The organism is Vibrio sp. Scap24 (assembly GCF_013394185.1).
In the GTDB taxonomy this organism is placed as follows: Bacteria; Pseudomonadota; Gammaproteobacteria; order Enterobacterales; family Vibrionaceae; genus Vibrio; species Vibrio pomeroyi.
In genome coordinates, this window is record NZ_CP041332.1 from 1,078,863 (window position 1) to 1,096,125 (window position 17,263).

At 45.8% G+C, this 17,263-nt stretch carries 14 protein-coding genes; 6 read left to right on the plus strand and 8 right to left on the minus strand.

Features of this window, described 5'->3' with window-relative positions; genetic code table 11:
* Positions 1-340: 340 nt before the first annotated feature.
* A complete protein-coding gene (locus FLM53_RS04455; protein ID WP_176680332.1) occupies positions 341-1,813 on the plus strand; it encodes an aminoacyl-histidine dipeptidase in 1,473 nt (490 codons plus the stop codon).
* Positions 1,814-1,952: 139 nt separating this feature from the next.
* On the opposite strand, the gene FLM53_RS04460 is transcribed toward FLM53_RS04455, so the two are convergent.
* Entirely contained in the window at positions 1,953-2,492 is a 540-nt protein-coding gene (locus tag FLM53_RS04460) for a DUF3332 family protein (protein WP_176680333.1), read from the minus strand.
* A 271-nt stretch (positions 2,493-2,763) separates the two neighbouring features.
* On the opposite strand from FLM53_RS04460, the gene FLM53_RS04465 reads away from it, so the two are divergent.
* Positions 2,764-3,810, plus strand: coding sequence for a succinylglutamate desuccinylase/aspartoacylase family protein (locus FLM53_RS04465; protein WP_017633425.1), 1,047 nt, complete (start codon positions 2,764-2,766; stop codon positions 3,808-3,810).
* Positions 3,811-4,001: 191 nt separating this feature from the next.
* Here FLM53_RS04465 and FLM53_RS04470 read toward each other — a convergent pair whose 3' ends face one another.
* A complete protein-coding gene (locus FLM53_RS04470) occupies positions 4,002-4,319 on the minus strand; it encodes a DUF3622 domain-containing protein (protein WP_017056240.1) in 318 nt (105 codons plus the stop codon).
* A 350-nt stretch (positions 4,320-4,669) separates the two neighbouring features.
* Between FLM53_RS04470 and FLM53_RS04475 the strand changes: the two genes are divergently transcribed.
* Positions 4,670-5,680 (plus strand): adenosine deaminase, encoded by a 1,011-nt coding sequence (locus FLM53_RS04475; protein ID WP_176680334.1) that lies wholly within the window; start codon positions 4,670-4,672, stop codon positions 5,678-5,680.
* 85 nt (positions 5,681-5,765) lie between these two features.
* Here FLM53_RS04475 and FLM53_RS04480 read toward each other — a convergent pair whose 3' ends face one another.
* The gene (locus tag FLM53_RS04480; protein WP_176680335.1) at positions 5,766-6,950 is read right to left on the minus strand and encodes an NnrS family protein; all 1,185 of its coding nucleotides are present in this window, start codon (positions 6,948-6,950) and stop codon (positions 5,766-5,768) included.
* Between the two features lie 288 nt (positions 6,951-7,238).
* Here FLM53_RS04480 and FLM53_RS04485 point away from each other — a divergent pair, with 288 nt between their 5' ends.
* Positions 7,239-7,793, plus strand: coding sequence for a gamma-glutamylcyclotransferase family protein (locus tag FLM53_RS04485; RefSeq protein ID WP_176680336.1), 555 nt, complete (start codon positions 7,239-7,241; stop codon positions 7,791-7,793).
* Positions 7,794-7,873: 80 nt separating this feature from the next.
* On the opposite strand, the gene FLM53_RS04490 is transcribed toward FLM53_RS04485, so the two are convergent.
* Entirely contained in the window at positions 7,874-8,206 is a 333-nt protein-coding gene (locus FLM53_RS04490) for a tRNA-binding protein (protein ID WP_102437284.1), read from the minus strand.
* 153 nt (positions 8,207-8,359) lie between these two features.
* A complete protein-coding gene (locus FLM53_RS04495) occupies positions 8,360-10,144 on the minus strand; it encodes an SgrR family transcriptional regulator (RefSeq protein ID WP_176680337.1) in 1,785 nt (594 codons plus the stop codon).
* Between the two features lie 402 nt (positions 10,145-10,546).
* Between FLM53_RS04495 and ptsG the strand changes: the two genes are divergently transcribed.
* A complete protein-coding gene (ptsG, locus tag FLM53_RS04500) occupies positions 10,547-11,956 on the plus strand; it encodes a PTS glucose transporter subunit IIBC (protein WP_176680338.1) in 1,410 nt (469 codons plus the stop codon).
* A 262-nt stretch (positions 11,957-12,218) separates the two neighbouring features.
* Complete coding sequence (locus FLM53_RS04505; protein WP_102507700.1) at positions 12,219-13,217, plus strand: substrate-binding domain-containing protein; 999 nt, start codon at positions 12,219-12,221, stop codon at positions 13,215-13,217.
* 224 nt (positions 13,218-13,441) lie between these two features.
* Here FLM53_RS04505 and galM read toward each other — a convergent pair whose 3' ends face one another.
* The 3 genes from galM to FLM53_RS04520 all read right to left on the minus strand — a co-directional run bounded on the left by galM (position 13,442) and on the right by FLM53_RS04520 (position 17,036).
* Positions 13,442-14,521, minus strand: coding sequence for a galactose-1-epimerase (galM, locus tag FLM53_RS04510; protein WP_176680339.1), 1,080 nt, complete (start codon positions 14,519-14,521; stop codon positions 13,442-13,444).
* Positions 14,522-14,633: 112 nt separating this feature from the next.
* Positions 14,634-15,794 carry a galactokinase gene (gene galK, locus FLM53_RS04515; protein WP_176680340.1) on the minus strand — a complete coding sequence of 387 codons (1,161 nt, stop codon included), beginning with the start codon at positions 15,792-15,794 and terminating at the stop codon, positions 14,634-14,636.
* 189 nt (positions 15,795-15,983) lie between these two features.
* Complete coding sequence (locus tag FLM53_RS04520) at positions 15,984-17,036, minus strand: UDP-glucose--hexose-1-phosphate uridylyltransferase (RefSeq protein WP_176680341.1); 1,053 nt, start codon at positions 17,034-17,036, stop codon at positions 15,984-15,986.
* Positions 17,037-17,263: the final 227 nt, after the last annotated feature.

Here is a 17,263-nt window from a genome sequence, read left to right on the forward strand (position 1 = left end):
ATACCTCAAAGAAAAAAGATTACAAGCATTTTTTGCTACAGGTCACATTTTTTGCCATTTATGGTTATTTTGCAAACTTAATTTCGTAATTAAATTACAGAATAGACTTAAACAAACGTTTGCTTGCACCATTTATAAGCATCAACGCACTTATTCAAGATCAAATGAACAAGATGGCGTTCAAAATTTGAGGCATTTCAGGTTTAGAAGCGCTACTCGTCAAAACACTCTAGTGGTATGCTGTTGCCATCAAAACAGACCCATATTTTAGATTTTTGTTCTAAGTTTTTACCTATAAAAATCCTAAATATATGGTTATCAAATAAAAAAGGAGTCATCCGTGTCTGAATTCCATTCTGAGATCAGTAAATTATCCCCTGCCCCTATTTGGCAGTTCTTCGATAAGATTTGCTCAATCCCACACCCTTCAAAGCATGAAGAAGAGCTTGCTCAATACATTATTGCTTGGGCAACAGAACAAGGCCTAGATGTACGTCGTGACCCAACGGGCAACGTATTCATCAAGAAGCCAGCAACGCCGGGTATGGAAAACAAAAAAGGTGTGGTGCTACAAGCTCACATCGATATGGTTCCACAAAAGAACGAAGACACCGTTCATGACTTCGCTAAAGATCCAATCCAACCATACATCGATGGTGAGTGGGTTACAGCAAAAGGCACAACGCTTGGCGCTGATAACGGCATGGGCATGGCTTCTTGTTTGGCAGTTCTTGCTTCAAACGAAATCAAGCACGGCCCTATCGAAGTTCTACTAACTGTAGACGAAGAAGCAGGCATGACAGGTGCTTTCGGTCTTGAAGCAGGTTGGTTAGAAGGTGACATCCTTCTTAACACCGATTCTGAGCAAGAAGGTGAAGTTTACATGGGTTGTGCTGGCGGTATCGACGGCGCAATGACATTTGATGTGGCACGTAACGCAATTCCTGCTGACTTCGTAACACGTAAGCTAACGCTGAAAGGCCTTAAAGGCGGTCACTCTGGTTGTGACATCCACACTGGTCGTGCAAACGCGAACAAACTGCTTGCTCGCTTCCTAGCGGGTCACGCGAAAGAACTAGACCTACGCATCGTAGAATTCAAAGGTGGTAGCCTTCGTAATGCGATTCCTCGTGAAGGCTTCGTAACGGTTGCAGTACCTGCTGCAAACCAAGAGAAACTGGCTTCGCTATACAACTACTACACAGAGCTTCTTTCAACAGAGCTAGGTAAAGTAGAAGACAGCATTGTTACTTTCAACGAAGAAGCTTCGGTTGAAATGGGCGCTCTAGCTGCAGCTGACCAAGCTCGCTTTATCGCTGCACTAAACGCGGCGCCAAACGGCGTGATTCGTATGAGTGACGAGATCGAAGGTGTTGTTGAAACGTCTCTAAACGTTGGTGTTATCACAACAGAAGAGAACTCAATCACTGTGCTTTGCCTGATTCGTTCTCTGATCGACTCTGGTCGTAAGCAAGTTGAAGGTATGCTGAACTCTGTTGCTGAACTAGCAGGCGCGAACATCGCGTTCTCTGGCGCTTACCCAGGTTGGAAGCCAGACGCTGATTCAGAAATCATGCACATCTTCCGCGACATGTACGAAGGCATCTACGGTCACAAGCCAAACATCATGGTTATCCATGCTGGTCTTGAGTGTGGTCTGTTCAAAGAACCTTACCCGAACATGGATATGGTTTCTTTCGGCCCAACGATCAAGTTCCCTCACTCTCCAGATGAGAAAGTGAAGATCGACACCGTTGAGCTATTCTGGAACCAAATGGTTGCACTGCTTGAAGCAATCCCAGAAAAAGCTTAATTCGATAAGCTATGTTTGTTCAATGAATGGTATTTAATAGTAAGCACCATTTATTCAAGACAAAATAAAACAGGTACTCAATGAGTACCTGTTTTTGTATCTAATCTTTGTCATCGACTATTTGTGACTCAAGAAACAATTAAACGCGTGAAGCCGCGTAGCTTTCTAGCTCATCAATTGAAGTTTGTGCCACAACTTCGCCATCGATGAAGTACGTCACCATCTCGCCATCACGAACACCGATTAACGTCGCACGCTCACCAGATTGGTAAGTAATGTCCATTTGGATCGTGTTTTCATCAATCTGTTGCATTTGACCTTTCTCGATCACATCTGCACTCGTGATAGGACCAACAGGCGCTTCCGTTAGAGACGGGTCCAACTGATGGTTGATGTCTAGGTAAGTGTCAGTCTTTGTATCAAAGATGTGAGGAGAACCAGTCAGTGGGTTGCTACCAGTCCAGAACTCTAGTGAGTTGAATACCAGGTAATCAGCAGCAACCGTTAGGCCGTAAGCAGGTGCAAGTAGCATGTTCAAACCACCACGTGCGTAACGGTTATCAACAGCCTTAACGTTGAACTTCATTAGGTAACCCGTTACTGCGTTACTACCAACACAGCCAGATAAAGCGACAGAAACCACCGCCAGTGCAACGACTTTTGAAATTGTTTTTTTCATTTTTATCTCGATATTTGAATTTGGCCGCCAAAAAATGGCGATGGATAATACCAAGCAAGCAAACAACAAATATCAGAGCTAAATCAATGTATTGTCAGGAAATTCACAATTAGAAACACCCTCTATTTGACCAAATCAAAAACTGAAACCAATTCTGAAGCCCCTTCATAAAAAACTTTTGTCGTGACCGTAAAGTGATTGATTCGTACTAAAAATCAACGATTGATACATTCCGTGTTAACGAATTATCACCATGTTGAGAACAACCTAAATGGCAAGACTAAAACCTAATCAACCATTCGAATTACTTGGTTATACTGTTCAGCCAGGACAACGAATGGAGATTGAACTGCAAGCAGCTCAGCTTTACACGCACTCTCCACTTTCGATCCCGATTGAAATCATTCACGGTCGCCAAGCGGGCCCAACACTGATGGTAAACGCGGCGATCCACGGCGATGAGCTAAACGGTGTTGAGATTGCTCGACAACTGACGAACGCTATCGATCCAAAGAAACTGAAAGGTACCTTGATTGTCGTGCCTATCGTTAACGTGTTCGGCTTCATCCATAAGTCTCGTTACCTACCAGACCGTCGTGACCTAAACCGTTGCTTCCCAGGTAGTGAGAAAGGATCACTAACATCACGTATCGCTTACACCTTCTTCGAGAACGTGGCGAAGCACTGTGATTACATCTTGGATCTACACACGGGCGCGATTCACCGTACCAATCTGCCACAGATTCGTGCAAACCTATCGAACCCAGAAACGATGCGCATCGCGAAAGCATTCGCAACACCAGTGATCATCGATTCTCCACTGCGTGACGGTTCACTGCGTAGCGAAGCAGAAAAGCTTGGTATTCCTGTACTAACTTACGAAGGTGGTGAAGCGCTGCGTTTCGATCACCTAGCGATTCGTGCTGGCTACTTGGGTATTCACCAAGTAATGAAAGAAATCGGTATGCTTCGCCCGAACCGTAAGAAGCTGCCAGAGCCAGTATTGAGTAAATCAACCAGCTGGATCCGCGCTGAATCAGACGGCATCTTACGTAATATGGTCAGACTGGGCGAACAAGTTGAAGCAGGGCAAACTCTGGCTTACATCAGTTCTCCGCTGGGTCACCAAGAAGGCCAAGTGATCACGACCAAAGGCGGTATCGTGATTGGTCAGCAGACTCTGCCTTTGGTGAACGAAGGTGATGCTGTGTTCCACATCGCTTACTTCAAGCAAGACGATGAAGAAGTGGGACAATCAGTAGAGAGCTACATTGAAGAAGTAGCAGAAGACGATTGGCTAACGGCGTTGAATAACTGATTAAAGCTTAGGAGATCGACGTTAAAAGCGACAAGCCAAAGCTAGAGCTAAAGCTAAAACCGTCGGTCTCAAGCAAACTAGAAACGAACTCCACAAACGAAAAAGCCCCAATATAGGTGACTATATTGGGGCTTTTTTTATAAGTCCCTTATCTTAAAATTAAGGAACCTATAAGTTAATCGTGCACCGAATTACTCAGCGTCTTCTTGCTCTTCTGCACGAGCTTTAGCGCGTGCTTCACGTGCTTGCTCAGCTTTAAGCTCTTTAGTGTGACGTAGTTCGTCACGCTCTTTACGCTGTTCTGATTTACGCTCGTTACGTTCAGCTTGGTTTGCGATGAAAGAGGCTAGCTCTTTCTCTGCCCACTCTTGTGCAAGAGCTTCAGTTTCGAAACCAGACTCACGCTTAGATACTGTTGTGCTGCGAGACGTTACTTGACGAGTAATCTCTGCACACCAACCGTTGCGTTTTTCTGTAAGGCGGATATCAAATTTTTTGTTCTTAGACATGTTCTATTTTTTCCTAAGGGAGATCATTAAGGGATCGGTCAACTTTGATAACTCCATCTAAGTGAGCATCTTTTAACACCATCCCTTGGTAAGCGCGGTATTAGAGCACAAATCAATGAATATTGCTGCAAATATTTGCAGCGGATCACACTCCTATGCAGCAAATCGTTTGCGGCTCATTTCAATTCCTTAGCAAGCCTCTGCTCACCATCAATTTCGGCACTATTTTATCGACCACAATGAAATGAACTATGCTCAAACAGAGATAAATGAATCGCCTAAGACTTCATATTGTTAGGCAAAAACATCTCACCTACTCCGCCCATAATTAAAATAGCTAAGGAGTTGCTATGGATAGCTTCATCAAAAATTTACCGAAGGTTGAGCTGCACTTACATATAGAAGGCACATTAGAACCTGAGCTGATGTTCGAGCTCGCTAAACGTAATAACGTGTCGATTCCCTTTGAAAACCCAGATCAAGTGCGAGACGCATACCAGTTCCACAATCTTCAGTCCTTTCTCGACATCTATTATCAAGGCGCCAACGTGCTGATCCACCAGCAAGATTTCTACGATCTGACGTGGGCTTACCTATTGAAATGCCAACAAGATAACGTGGTTCACACTGAGATATTCTTCGACCCACAGACCCACACGGAACGCGGCATCAGTTTTGATACGATTGTAGGCGGCATTACCCAAGCACTAGAGCAAGCCACACAGGAACTCGGGATCAGCAGCCAACTGATCATGTGTTTTCTACGCCACCTTGATGAAGACAGCGCATTTGAAACACTCCAACAAGCCCTTCCCTACAAAGACAAAATCATTGCGGTTGGGCTAGATTCATCCGAGCAAGGGAACCCGCCAGAGAAGTTTAAACATGTCTTCCAAGAAGCCATCAATCAAGGATTTCTAACCGTCGCGCACGCCGGAGAAGAAGGCCCTGCACAAAACATTATCGATGCGTTGAGCTTGTTGGGCATCACTCGAATTGACCATGGAGTTCGCTGTATCGAGGACGCTGAATTAGTCGAAGAGTTAGCAACAAAACGGATTCCACTCACGGTCTGCCCGCTATCGAATACCAAACTCAAAGTCTTCGACACCATGCAAGAGCACAATATTGTTGAACTCCTCAGAAAAGGGCTTTGTGTCACCATCAACTCCGATGATCCGGCTTACTTTGGTGGCTACATGAATGACAACTTCCTCGCCGTGGCCAATGCACACCCACTCACTCATCAAGAATTAGCGCAGTTCAGCATTAACGCCGTCGAGGCGAGCTTTATCTCCCCTCACGCCAAAGAAGACCTCATCACCCAAATACGCCAATATCTTGCAGAGAATAGTGAATGATTTATTGGAGTGACCGCACTTTTCAGCACGATCGAAAAAGGGAAGCTCAACGCTTCCCTTTGTTAATCAATAGGCTGAAGTTCACTTAACCCGGATGACCATCCACTCGTGGAGTTAACAGCATCATGCCGAATTTCCAGATAAACAGACCAAACGCCAATGTCCATAAACCTGCGCTGATGTTAACCATCTCGAACAAGTAAGCAGGGAAGAAAGTCACGCCTAAGCTACGAACTAACGCGGCAATAAAAATCGCTGAGAAGGCTAGCGCCATGCTTGGTCCTTTGTAAATAGCACGACCAGTATGCCCCATAGTCACGCGAGTAATCATCGCAAGAATCAAACCGCTCAAGCCACCAATCGCAAACAGGTGCAGCATGTTATGACTCGCAAATGGGTTATCTAACAAACCACGTAACAGTAAGCTTAGAGGAATACACAAGTAAGCCGCATGTAGTGACCACACCAAAGGCTCAGATAACGTCGTCCAAGGCTTCCAACGGATAAAGCGGACTAACTGAGTCACGCCAGCAAACACCATTAGCTCATTGCCTACTTGAGCAAAGGTAAGTGAGAAGAAGCTTAGAACAAACAGTCCTACCAAAGGCAGATTCGCAAGCCATTCCAACCAGACCAATGGCTGCGCTTTCTCAAAGTCGAAGCGACGAGCGGTGAAGAATGGAATCACTCGTCCACCCATTACAGACAGCAACAACGTAAACCACCACAACATCGCTTGCCATACCGCGGATGAAGGAAATGGAGGCATACCTTTAATGGTCGCGTAGCTCGCAAAGTTCGCCACGATAGCCAATATAAACAGGGGCACGAAAAACAAGTTCTTCCAACCTTTCGACTTCACGACACGGAAACCGATCTCGTAAGCCGCGAAGATTAAGAACAACGCTTCAATCGAAGAGATCAACCACAACGGAGCCGGTGTCCAAAACAGAATGCGAGGTGCCAACCACAATCCGACGAGCACAGCTAATCGATAGTGCTTGGTGCCATTAACGCCAGTCCAAGTTTGCACGGCAGTGAGCACAAAACCGACAACAATCGCCATCGAAAAACCAAACAGCATCTCATGCACGTGCCACCACAATGCAGGCACGTTTAAAATCTCAGGCTGACCGTTTTGGAACATGATGACCCAAGCCACAATCGCAATCACGGCATAGAGACTGCCCAAAAAGAAGAAAGGTCGAAAGCCTAAACGCAGGTAGGCTGGAATCGCGTCTTCTACACTTTTATCTGTGATATTTAACAAACTCGCTCCTAATTCTCAGATAAGCGGCCAAGGTATTACCTAAACCAAATTTGGTGTGCATCAAATTCGATGCAATATGCAGATCACATTGCATGAAACGCGCCAATTAGATAAAGCCAGTAAAAACAGCCACTCACGAGATTCACCAGCCAATAAACAAGTCAAAAAAACACAACCAAAAGAGTCATAAAGACATATAGATGTGTAAATAGAAACTTACTGACTTTTACTATCTCGCCACATATAGTAAGACTAGTCTCAAATACAACAGAACAGACAAGGAACGCGATGTATATTTTTGGTTATGGCAGCTTGATCAACTCATCTTCACGTCAACTTACCGGTCAAACGGGTCAAGCGATCCCAGCGATTGTTCATGGCTTAGTGCGCCATTGGAGTAAGATCGATGACAGTTACGTGTTATCTCCTTTGATCGTCAACCTTGGTGAAGGGCAAGTGAACGGTGTTTTGCTTGAGGTCGATGATGTTGCATTGGCTGAATTTGATCGTCGTGAACGCGGTTATCATCGAATCAAATTAAACGCCGATCAGATAGAGAGCCAAACTGACTTTAAAACGGATCAATCGATCTGGGTATACATCAAAGACGAGATTCAAGCGCCTTGTGAAAACAGCCCTATCGTTCAAACCTATGTCGATACCGTTTTGGCAGGATGCCTAGAGGTATCTGAAAGCTTTGCCGCGCACTTTGTGAAACATACACAAGGTTGGCACCACCCATTAGAAAATGATCGCCACCAGCCCAAATACGGCAATCTTGCTGGGGTGTCGGATCACCACCACAGTGTGATTGATGGTTTGATACTGAGTGTTCGCAGCTAGTCTTTGAGGGTTTTGTAGCTTTGAGAACAGAGAAGTCGATGAGCTTATAACGAATGAGCTCACCGACTAAAATAAACCGCTTAAACCACTCGAATACCCGCTGGCATTGCACGTTCTGGTGTCAGCAATACACTTTCAGATTCATCATCCGTCTCCGCACACAGCAGCATGCATTCAGAAGTGTGGCCTCTCATCTTGGCTTTCGCTAAATTACACAGCACAACAACCTGCTTGCCCATCAACTCTTCTTCTGTGTAGTAAGGGACTAGGCTGGTCACTGTTTGTAGCGTCTTCTCACCCACATCCACTTGCACGATGTAAAGCTTGTCTGCGTTTTCATGACGCACAACCTCGATGATCTTACCCACACGCATTTCTAACTTAGCAAAGTCGCCATAAGAGACAGTATCCATTTCTCACTTCCTATATTAATTGATTCTTTACTCATTAAGTAAGTTTACTAAAATTAAGTAAAGTAAAATCTAACATTAGCAATAAGCCTAATAATTACAAGCGGTAAAGATCTCATTCTGATAAGTAAAGATCATGAAATTTGTCAGCGACAGTTACCAAATCTCACTTAATTTTGGCCAACCCCAAGCCGTGATTTCAACGCCTTTAAAAACATCGAGAAAGCTGAGCGTTTGCCTATGGTGAAGCATTGGGCAAATCAAGCCTTCATAGATAAGAACAGACCCGAGCTGCTCAAGTTGATTGAGGTACTCACCCGGTGAGAAATCCTCTCGGATACGATTGAGCTCAGCCACCAACCATTCACTCACCTCAGAGCCTATCGTGGCATGCAGAACCGGATCACTCAAAAAGAACAACAGCGCCGATACTTGGCGGTTGTCATCAAGGTTAAGGCTGCTTAAAACAATCTCTTCACTGAAACCATCGCCCTGCGCTTTCTCTATAAAGGCTTCAAATGAGTAAAGGTTGATCTTCGCTTCAATCCCCTCTTTCGCCAATATTTGCACAGCGGCTTTGGCACTTCGTTGAACACCTAAGTGGGAATAACAGGCAATCTCAACAGAGCGAGGCAATTCGATCGGTTGGCTTCTGATGTGTTTCACGTTGTGCCAGAAAGGAAAGAAGTTATGGGCGATTTCGGCGCCAAAAGTCGTTTCATTCAATTCAAGCTGACGCCAAATCTGCTCTCCATTGAGTCGTTCACTCAACCAACGACGTTGAGGGTAAGACAAGCTCGAGTTGTTCTGGTTAAAAATAACAAACAAGCATCCTTCCTCAATGCGAGCCCTTGATGCTGTGTGTGGTAGGTCAGCAGTATTTCCTGTGCCCAAAGCGCTTTCACTCGGCTCAGTTGTCGCATTAGTGATGATCTTCTTAGAGTACTGCTCTGTGTCAGGAAGCGTCTGTGAATCGCCAGAGGTCTGATCATGATTCGCGGTAGCCGCATTCAAAGACCAAATCGTCACTTTATCCGTTAGAGAACGAAAGCCATGAAAGTGCTCGTTGGCCGCCAAGATAAGCTTGCTGTCTGAATGCAGTTCAAGAGCAAAGATGCCGCAGCCAACAACATTAGACGATAAGTTTTTGAGTTGTTCTGGAGGCTGAAGTGAGTACTTTAAATCACTCATTAATGCCGCAAAGCCTTTGTCTCGGCGATTGAGCTGAACGGAAAATCGATAAGGCGTTTCAACCGTAATCGACTCTAGATGCTCGAGTTCATTTTGATAATAAGGAAGCTCTTGCAGTTCAAGTAACAGTTGCGCGACAACCTCCGCGTCTACTTTTCCGCCCGAATGAAAGCTCACAGAAGGACGAAGATAGAACGTCCATACTGTCCAATCTTGGTTTGCTTCCCAGTGGTGTGCGATGTTCGGAATCAACTCGCCTTCTGGCGTCATTGAGACTAAGCAAGAGTGGATCTGACGAATCAGGTAGCGCTCGCTGTTTCGGTGCGGCGTTGTCGGGTTAAGAGAAGCGAATGGTCGATTATAAGTAAGCTGAACACTCACCTTTCCTTCCTTCACTTGTGCTCCTGAGGTTTGTTTGAGCAGCTGTTCGAACACCACTTGGTTGTAGTCGAGAAATTCCAGAGCTCGGTCGTACTTGCTCTCTTTGATCCACTCTAAGGCAATCGCGCGCTTTACCTCGGTGCGGTCGATACGACGAATCAGAGTCGAACGCTGATTTCGCCCGACTCGTGGTATCCAAGCAATCCACTTGAGCTCACTCATCTGCTTGAGAATCACACGTGCGTGTCGTGGGCTGGTACACATTTTGTCTGAAGTCTCAGCAAGCGTGACAGGATGCTCAACCAGCAATTCAAATTCTTCTAGGCGTTCGTAGTATCGAAAAAGGTTAATGCTTTCCAAAACAGGCACTCCAAAACTAAGTTTGAGTTCCTTATATTAGCTCACCAGTACCTAACTCAAGTAAAAAGGTCTAAAAACTTCGTTATAGGGAACTTAAAACCTAAAAATCACGCTCTTTTTCCCTACCTCATTTTTAGCAAAAATAATCATAGATTCTAGCGCAGCCCTACAGTTGAGTAATTCAGCTGAAGACAACTCATCGGTTATTGAGTGAAAAAAGCATTCACAAGAAAAGCCTCTTTCCACCATCGGCAAATCCACACTTTAAAGCTTTAGCGATAGCAACCTACTTTATGTTTATGCTCCTACCCCCTGCAAACCATAATCTCGCTGCTATCGCTAATCCCCCTTTTGCCATTACTCACCGATGATGCGCGCCCCAAATTTTAGATAACAAATTGGAGTATATTTATGTTTGCTAACTTTTTTGCCAACCTGTCTAAGGTCGGTAAAGCCTTAATGCTGCCCATAGCCTCAATGCCTGCGGCGGGTATTTTGTTGGGTATTGGCTCGGCGCAATTTGGATTTATCCCACCTGTGGTTTCCGAGTTAATGGCCGAAGCCGGTGGTGCCGTATTTGGTAACCTGCCACTGATTTTTGCATTAGGCGTAGCGATTTCATTCACCAACAATGACGGTGTCGGTGCGGTAGCCGCAGGTATCGGTTACTACGTTCTAGTGGCAACACTGAAGGTAATGGCGGGTGTACTGGGTGTTGACCATATTGATACCGGCGTATTAGGCGGCATCATCTCGGGTGCAGTTGGCGCTTATATGTTTAACCGCTTTTACACCATTAAGATGCCCGCCTATTTGGCCTTCTTTGCGGGTAAGCGCTTTGTCCCAATCGTGACGTCGTTTTCGATGCTGTTCTTGGGTATCGCTATTGCCTTTATCTGGCAGCCGATTGGCGCAGGCATTGATTGGTTTGGCGCTTGGGCAACAGAACAAAACCCACTGATGGCATTTTGGGCTTATGGCACTGCAGAACGTGCGCTGATCCCATTTGGTCTTCATCATGTGATTAACGTGATTATTCAACTGCAAGCGGGCGAATTCATTAATTCGGCTGGGCAAGTATTCCACGGTGAAATCCCACGCTTCTTCGCTGGCGATCCAAATGCTGGAAATCTAGCGGGTGGCTTCCTATTCAAGATGTTTGGCCTTCCTGCCGCGGCTATCGCAATTGGTCGTGCAGCAAAACCCGAGCACCGCACCAAGGTTATGGGCATCATGATTTCAGCAGCACTGACGTCATTCCTAACCGGTATCACTGAGCCAATTGAGTTTGCTTTCATGTTCATCTCGCCAGTGCTTTACGTGATTCACGCGATCATTGCAGGTCTTGCTTATCCACTGTGCATTCTGTTGGGTGTGAAACACGGCTACAGCTTTAGTGCGGGTTTGATCGACTATGTGACCTTCTTCGGTATATCAACCAAAGGTTGGATGATCATTCCACTCGGTCTGACATACGCAGCGCTTTACTATGTTGTGTTTACTTGGTTTATCAAGACGTTCAACTTGAAAACTCCTGGCCGTGAAGATCAAGACAACGGTAAAGTCATCAATGACACCAGCTCTGAGTTCGCCAGTGAATTGGTAAGTGCATTTGGTGGTAAGCAGAACATCTTAAGCACAGACGCATGTATTACACGTTTAAGAATCCAAGTGTCTGAACAAGACAAGGTAGACGAAGCAAAACTGAAGCAACTTGGTGCTGCGGGTGTCGTACGAGTAGGCACAGGCGTTCAAGCTATCTTTGGTGGCAACAGTGACGTGTACAAAACCCAAATGCTTGATTGGATGAACAATAACTAGTTCTGGAGTCATCCTGTTACCAGAGCAAACCTATCATTTTGCTCCAAGAATCGCGGCCCGTGCTTTGGCCGCGATTTATATTTCCTACCGAATTCCCTAAATTGTTCTGACAAATTAGGACAACGTTTACACATCTCATATTACTAACAAATTCATATATTAAGATGCTCATCGAGAAATATAGAATCGACATCAATTGCACTTATTACACAATGCGTGTTTAATACTTTGGTTAACATTTTTCAGCCCAGAAAGGTCTCTCATGGCAACAATCAAGGATGTCGCAAAAGAATCCGGTGTATCAGTCGCAACCGTATCTCGGGTGATCAACAAATCTCCTAAGGCCAGTGCGAGCTCTATTGAGTCGGTAACGAAAGCGATGGCGAAGCTCGGCTATCGCCCGAATGCCAATGCCCGTGCGCTCGTAAGCCAAAGTACCAATACCGTAGGTGTGTTGGTGGGTGATATTTCCGATCCTTTCTTCGGCACGCTAGTTAAATCGGTCGACAACGTTGCAAGAGAGAACGGCAAACACATCTTGGTCGGTAATGGTTCTCACAATCGTGAAGAGGAACAACAAGCGATTGAGTTACTGATCAACAGCCGCTGTGATGCGCTGATCATCCACTCTAAAGGCCTGACTGACGAAGAGCTGATTGCTTACTCTAAAGAAGTGAAAGGCTTAGTGCTGATCAACCGTTACATCGAAGAAATTGCCAATCGCTGTATCTTTCTAGATAACAAGAAAGGCGCCTTCCTCGCGACTGAATACTTAATCCGACATGGTCATAAAAACATTGCGTGTATCGCCTCCTCTTCAAGCATTGAAGATGCCAACGAGCGTGTTGAAGGCTACCAAGCCGCGCTCAAAGAGTATGGTATTGAGTTATCTGAGAGCTATGTTGAACAGGCTCTGCCAACCAGTGACGGTGGCGAGTATGCGATGACGAACCTGCTGACTAAGTCATTGCCAATCACAGGCATTGTGGCATACAACGATTACATGGCGGCGGGTGCTTTGTCGGTACTCGATGAAAACGGAATCCAAGCACCAGAGAAAATGTCGATCATCGGATTCGATGATGGCTTAATTGCCCGCTATGTTCACCCTAAGCTGACTACGATTCGTTATCCAATTCAAATGATGGCTGAGAAAGCAACACGACTTGCCTTGAACCTAGCCAAAGGTGAAGACACCTCGGCAGAGCCAATGATGTTCTCACCAACTTTGGTGCGCCGTAATTCGGTAGAGAAAATCTAAGTTCTGGTCTCAGACCAAACAGCAAACGAAAAAAAGCCCTAACAGAATCGCTTCTGTTAGGGCTTTCCTACCTTACTCTCGTACCCAACAATCGCTCCCTTATTAGGTCGTAGATTGCTAGGTGCCACTTTTATTCATCCCCCCAAGAGCAGCGGAATAAATCACACCGCTCCATTCATAAATCAACAAAAGAACTTGGCATCACCGCTTTGAGCTAGAGTGTACTAGTTTGAAGAATCCCCCGAAAATTCAAACTGGTAGCTGGTACGGTAGTGGTATTCTTGTTCAGGCTGGAGAATACAACTGTCCTGCTTCCACTCTGGGTGGTTAGGAGAGTCAGGTAAGAACTGGGTTTCTAATGCCAACCCTGCGTAATCTTCATAGCTACCACCACTTCGGTTTGGTGTGCCACCAAGCCAGTTTCCGGTGTATAGCTGCATCGCAGGTTTGGTTGAAAATACTTTTAAGGTGACTAGCGCATCTGGCGAGGTCACGGTCGCGGCACATTGAGTGCGTTTACAGCCGTCAGCCAATAAGAAAGAGTGATCGTAACCTTTGGCGGCTTTCTGTTGTTCATCACCCAATAAACGCTCTGAGATCATCATAGGCTGAGTGAAGTCGAAGCTGGTCGATTTCACCGATTTCAAGTTGCCTAATGGAATGCCGACAGAGTTGGTTGGCAAGAACTGAGACGCGTTGATACTCACAATGTGGGACAAGCAGTCGTGCCCAGCTTCTGCACCGAGCAGGTTGAAGTAGGCGTGATTGGTCAGGTTCACTATCGTTGGTTTATCGGTGTTGGCTGTGTAATCGATAGAGACTCGATTATCTTCGGTGATTTCATAACGAACCGACACGTTCAAATTACCCGGAAAACCTTGGTCGCCATCCGCTGATACTAAGCTAAACACAACCGATGTTTCAGTCTGCTCAGTAATACTCCAACGGCGTTTATCAAAACCATTCGGCCCACCGTGTAAGGTATTCCCAGCTTGGTTGGTTTCCAACTTGTAATTCTTGCCGTCAATCTTGAAACGACCATTGGCAATGCGGTTGGCATAACGACCAACTGTCGCCCCCATATAACTGGCTTGCTTCTCGAAGTTCTCCATTGAATTCACACCCAATAGCACTTCTCGTCCGTTTCCTTTTACTGGCAAGATACAGCTCAACCACGTTGCGCCAATATCCATGAATGTCACTTCTATGCCGTGTGCATTCGACAGCGTGACAAGCTGAGCAGGTTGGCCATCATAGGCTGCAGTTTCTGTCATGGATTGATGCAGGTTCTGCGCTTGTGTCATTCTAAATTCCTTCTACTGCCAGTAAAAAGCCTCTACGTTGAGGTAAAGGCTTTAGTATTTGGCCTACCATGATCTTTTTACTTGGTAAGCTCTATCTTAAGTCTCGAAGCAGTTAGATTACTTCAATTAGGCCGGCGCCGTCTTTCGCTTGGCACACATAAATTGATTCTTTTAGACCTGTCGCTGTTTGATATTTCTGCTCAACGGTTGTTTTAATTTCATCAACTAAAGCTGGCGGAACCAATGCCACGATACAACCACCAAAGCCACCGCCCGTCATACGCACGCCGCCTTGATCGCCAATCACTTCTTTAACCATATCCACTAGCGTATCGATCTCTGTAACTGTGATTTCAAAATCATCACGCATTGATGCATGTGATTCTGCCATCAACTCGCCCATGCGCTTCATGTCATGAGTACGCAGAGCTTGAGCCGCTTCAACGGTACGGTCATTTTCGGTAATCACGTGGCGAGCGCGCTTAGCAACCATCTCATCCAATTCAGACTCTTTCGCTTTGAATTGCTCAATCGTTACATCACGCAGTGCTGGGACACCGAACAAGCGAGCCGCTTCTTCACACTGCTCACGGCGTGTGTTGTATTCACTGTCGACTAAGCCACGTTTCTTGTTTGAATTGATGATCACCACCGCCATATCTTCTGGCATTGAAACCGCTTGAGTTTCTAAGCTACGGCAATCCAAAAGCATCGCGTGGTTTGCTAGGCCTTCAGCCGAGATCATTTGGTCCATGATGCCGCAGTTACAGCCCACAAATTCGTTCTCTGCTTGCTGACCATTCAACGCCACTTCCGCTTGAGTGATCTCTAGGTTGTAAAGCACCTTGAATGTCTGACCAATCACCACTTCTAGTGCCGCTGATGAACTCAAACCCGCACCTTGAGGTACGTTGCCAGAGACAGAAATATCCGCACCTTTAAACTCGTAGCCACGACCAATTAAGCACTTCACCACGCCACGAATGTAGTTCGCCCACATCTTGTCTTGTTGGAAGGTAATCTCTTGCGTGATATCGAATTCGTCTACCGCATTATCGTAGTCGACAGACACCACACGCACCATGTTGTCATCACGCTTTGCTGCTGCAACAACGGTTTGGTAGTTAATGGCACACGGTAGAACAAAACCATCATTGTAGTCAGTGTGCTCACCAATCAGGTTCACACGACCTGGCGCTTGAACGATGTGAGTCGCTTGGTAACCAAGGACTTGCTCAAAAGATGCTTTCACGTTTTGGATTAGATCAGACATAAGTAAACTCTCTGCTTAAACTCTTTGTTCAATTGTGGCCCCTTAATGGCACCACTTTAATTCTTTGAGATTCCCGAATCCTTTGTTCCTCACTCTCGAGATTGACGCTAAAAGTTTCAATGAAACTGTCATTCCAGAATCGAGGGACGAGATATCAGGAATCTCGCTTACTATCTAAGAAGCTGCGTATTACTGCTCTTTGTAGTGAACGTCGCTCAAATCGCGAAGACGTTGCGCCGCTTGTTCTGCGGTCAAGTCACGTTGCGATTCCGCCAACATTTCGTAGCCCACCATGAACTTACGAACCGATGCGCTGCGTAGTAGTGGCGGGTAGAAAAGCGCGTGCAGTTGCCAATGGTCGATGTCGGTGCCTTCTTCAAAGAACGGCGCATAATGCCAGCCCATCGAGTATGGGAATGAACACTGGAACAAGTTATCGTAACGGCTTGTTAATTTCTTAATCGCGACCGCTAAATCATCACGCTGCTCGTCAGTCAGTTCGCTCATGCGACGAATATGTGTTTTTGGCAGCAACATGGTTTCGAATGGCCACGCTGCCCAGTAAGGCACGACAGCAATCCAATGTTCCGTTTCAACCACAGTGCGTGAGCCGTCTTTCATTTCAGCTTCAACGTAATCCACTAATAGGTTTGAGCCCTGTTGCTCAAAATATTCTTTTAGAAGCTTTTCTTTACGTTCAATCTCGTTTGGCAGAAAGCTGTTCGCCCAAATTTGACCGTGCGGGTGTGGCTGAGAACAACCCATGGTCTCGCCTTTGTTTTCAAACGCTTGAACCCATAGGTAATCTTTACCAAGCTCTTCAATCTGCTCGTTCCAGGTATCGATCACGCCGCGGATTTTATTTACCGGCAACTCTGGCAGCGTTTTGCTGTGGTCTGGAGAGAAACAGATAACGCGGCTCAACCCACGAACACCTTGAGTCTTAAATAGAGGGTTGTCAGACTCTGGAGCGTCAGGCGAATCAGGCATCAACGCCGCGAAATCATTACTGAACACATAAGTGCCTTCGTAATCTGGGTTTTCGTCACCCGAGATACGTGTGTTGGTCGGGCACAGGAAACACTCTTTCTCGTACTCAGGAAGTTGTTCAGTCGATGGCTTCTCGTCTTGACCGCTCCACGGGCGTTTAGCACGGTGCGGTGATACTAAGATCCACTGACCCGTTAGTGGGTTATAACGACGATGCGGGTGGTCTACTGGGTTAAATTCAACTTTTGACATACTTACATTGCTCTTAATTTTTGTGTCTTGGTCAATTCACCAAGACGAATAATTCTTCTACAAGGAGATTCCCTATCACGCTCGTTCCTCGCTGTAGGGAATGACGTGTAATCTCGTTGTGCTATTTGTGCAAAGGCGACCGCTTCATTGCCTTATGCTCATCCGTCATTCCAGAATCGAGGTACGAGACATCTGGAATCTCTCTTTTCTCAATAACCTAAAAGTTT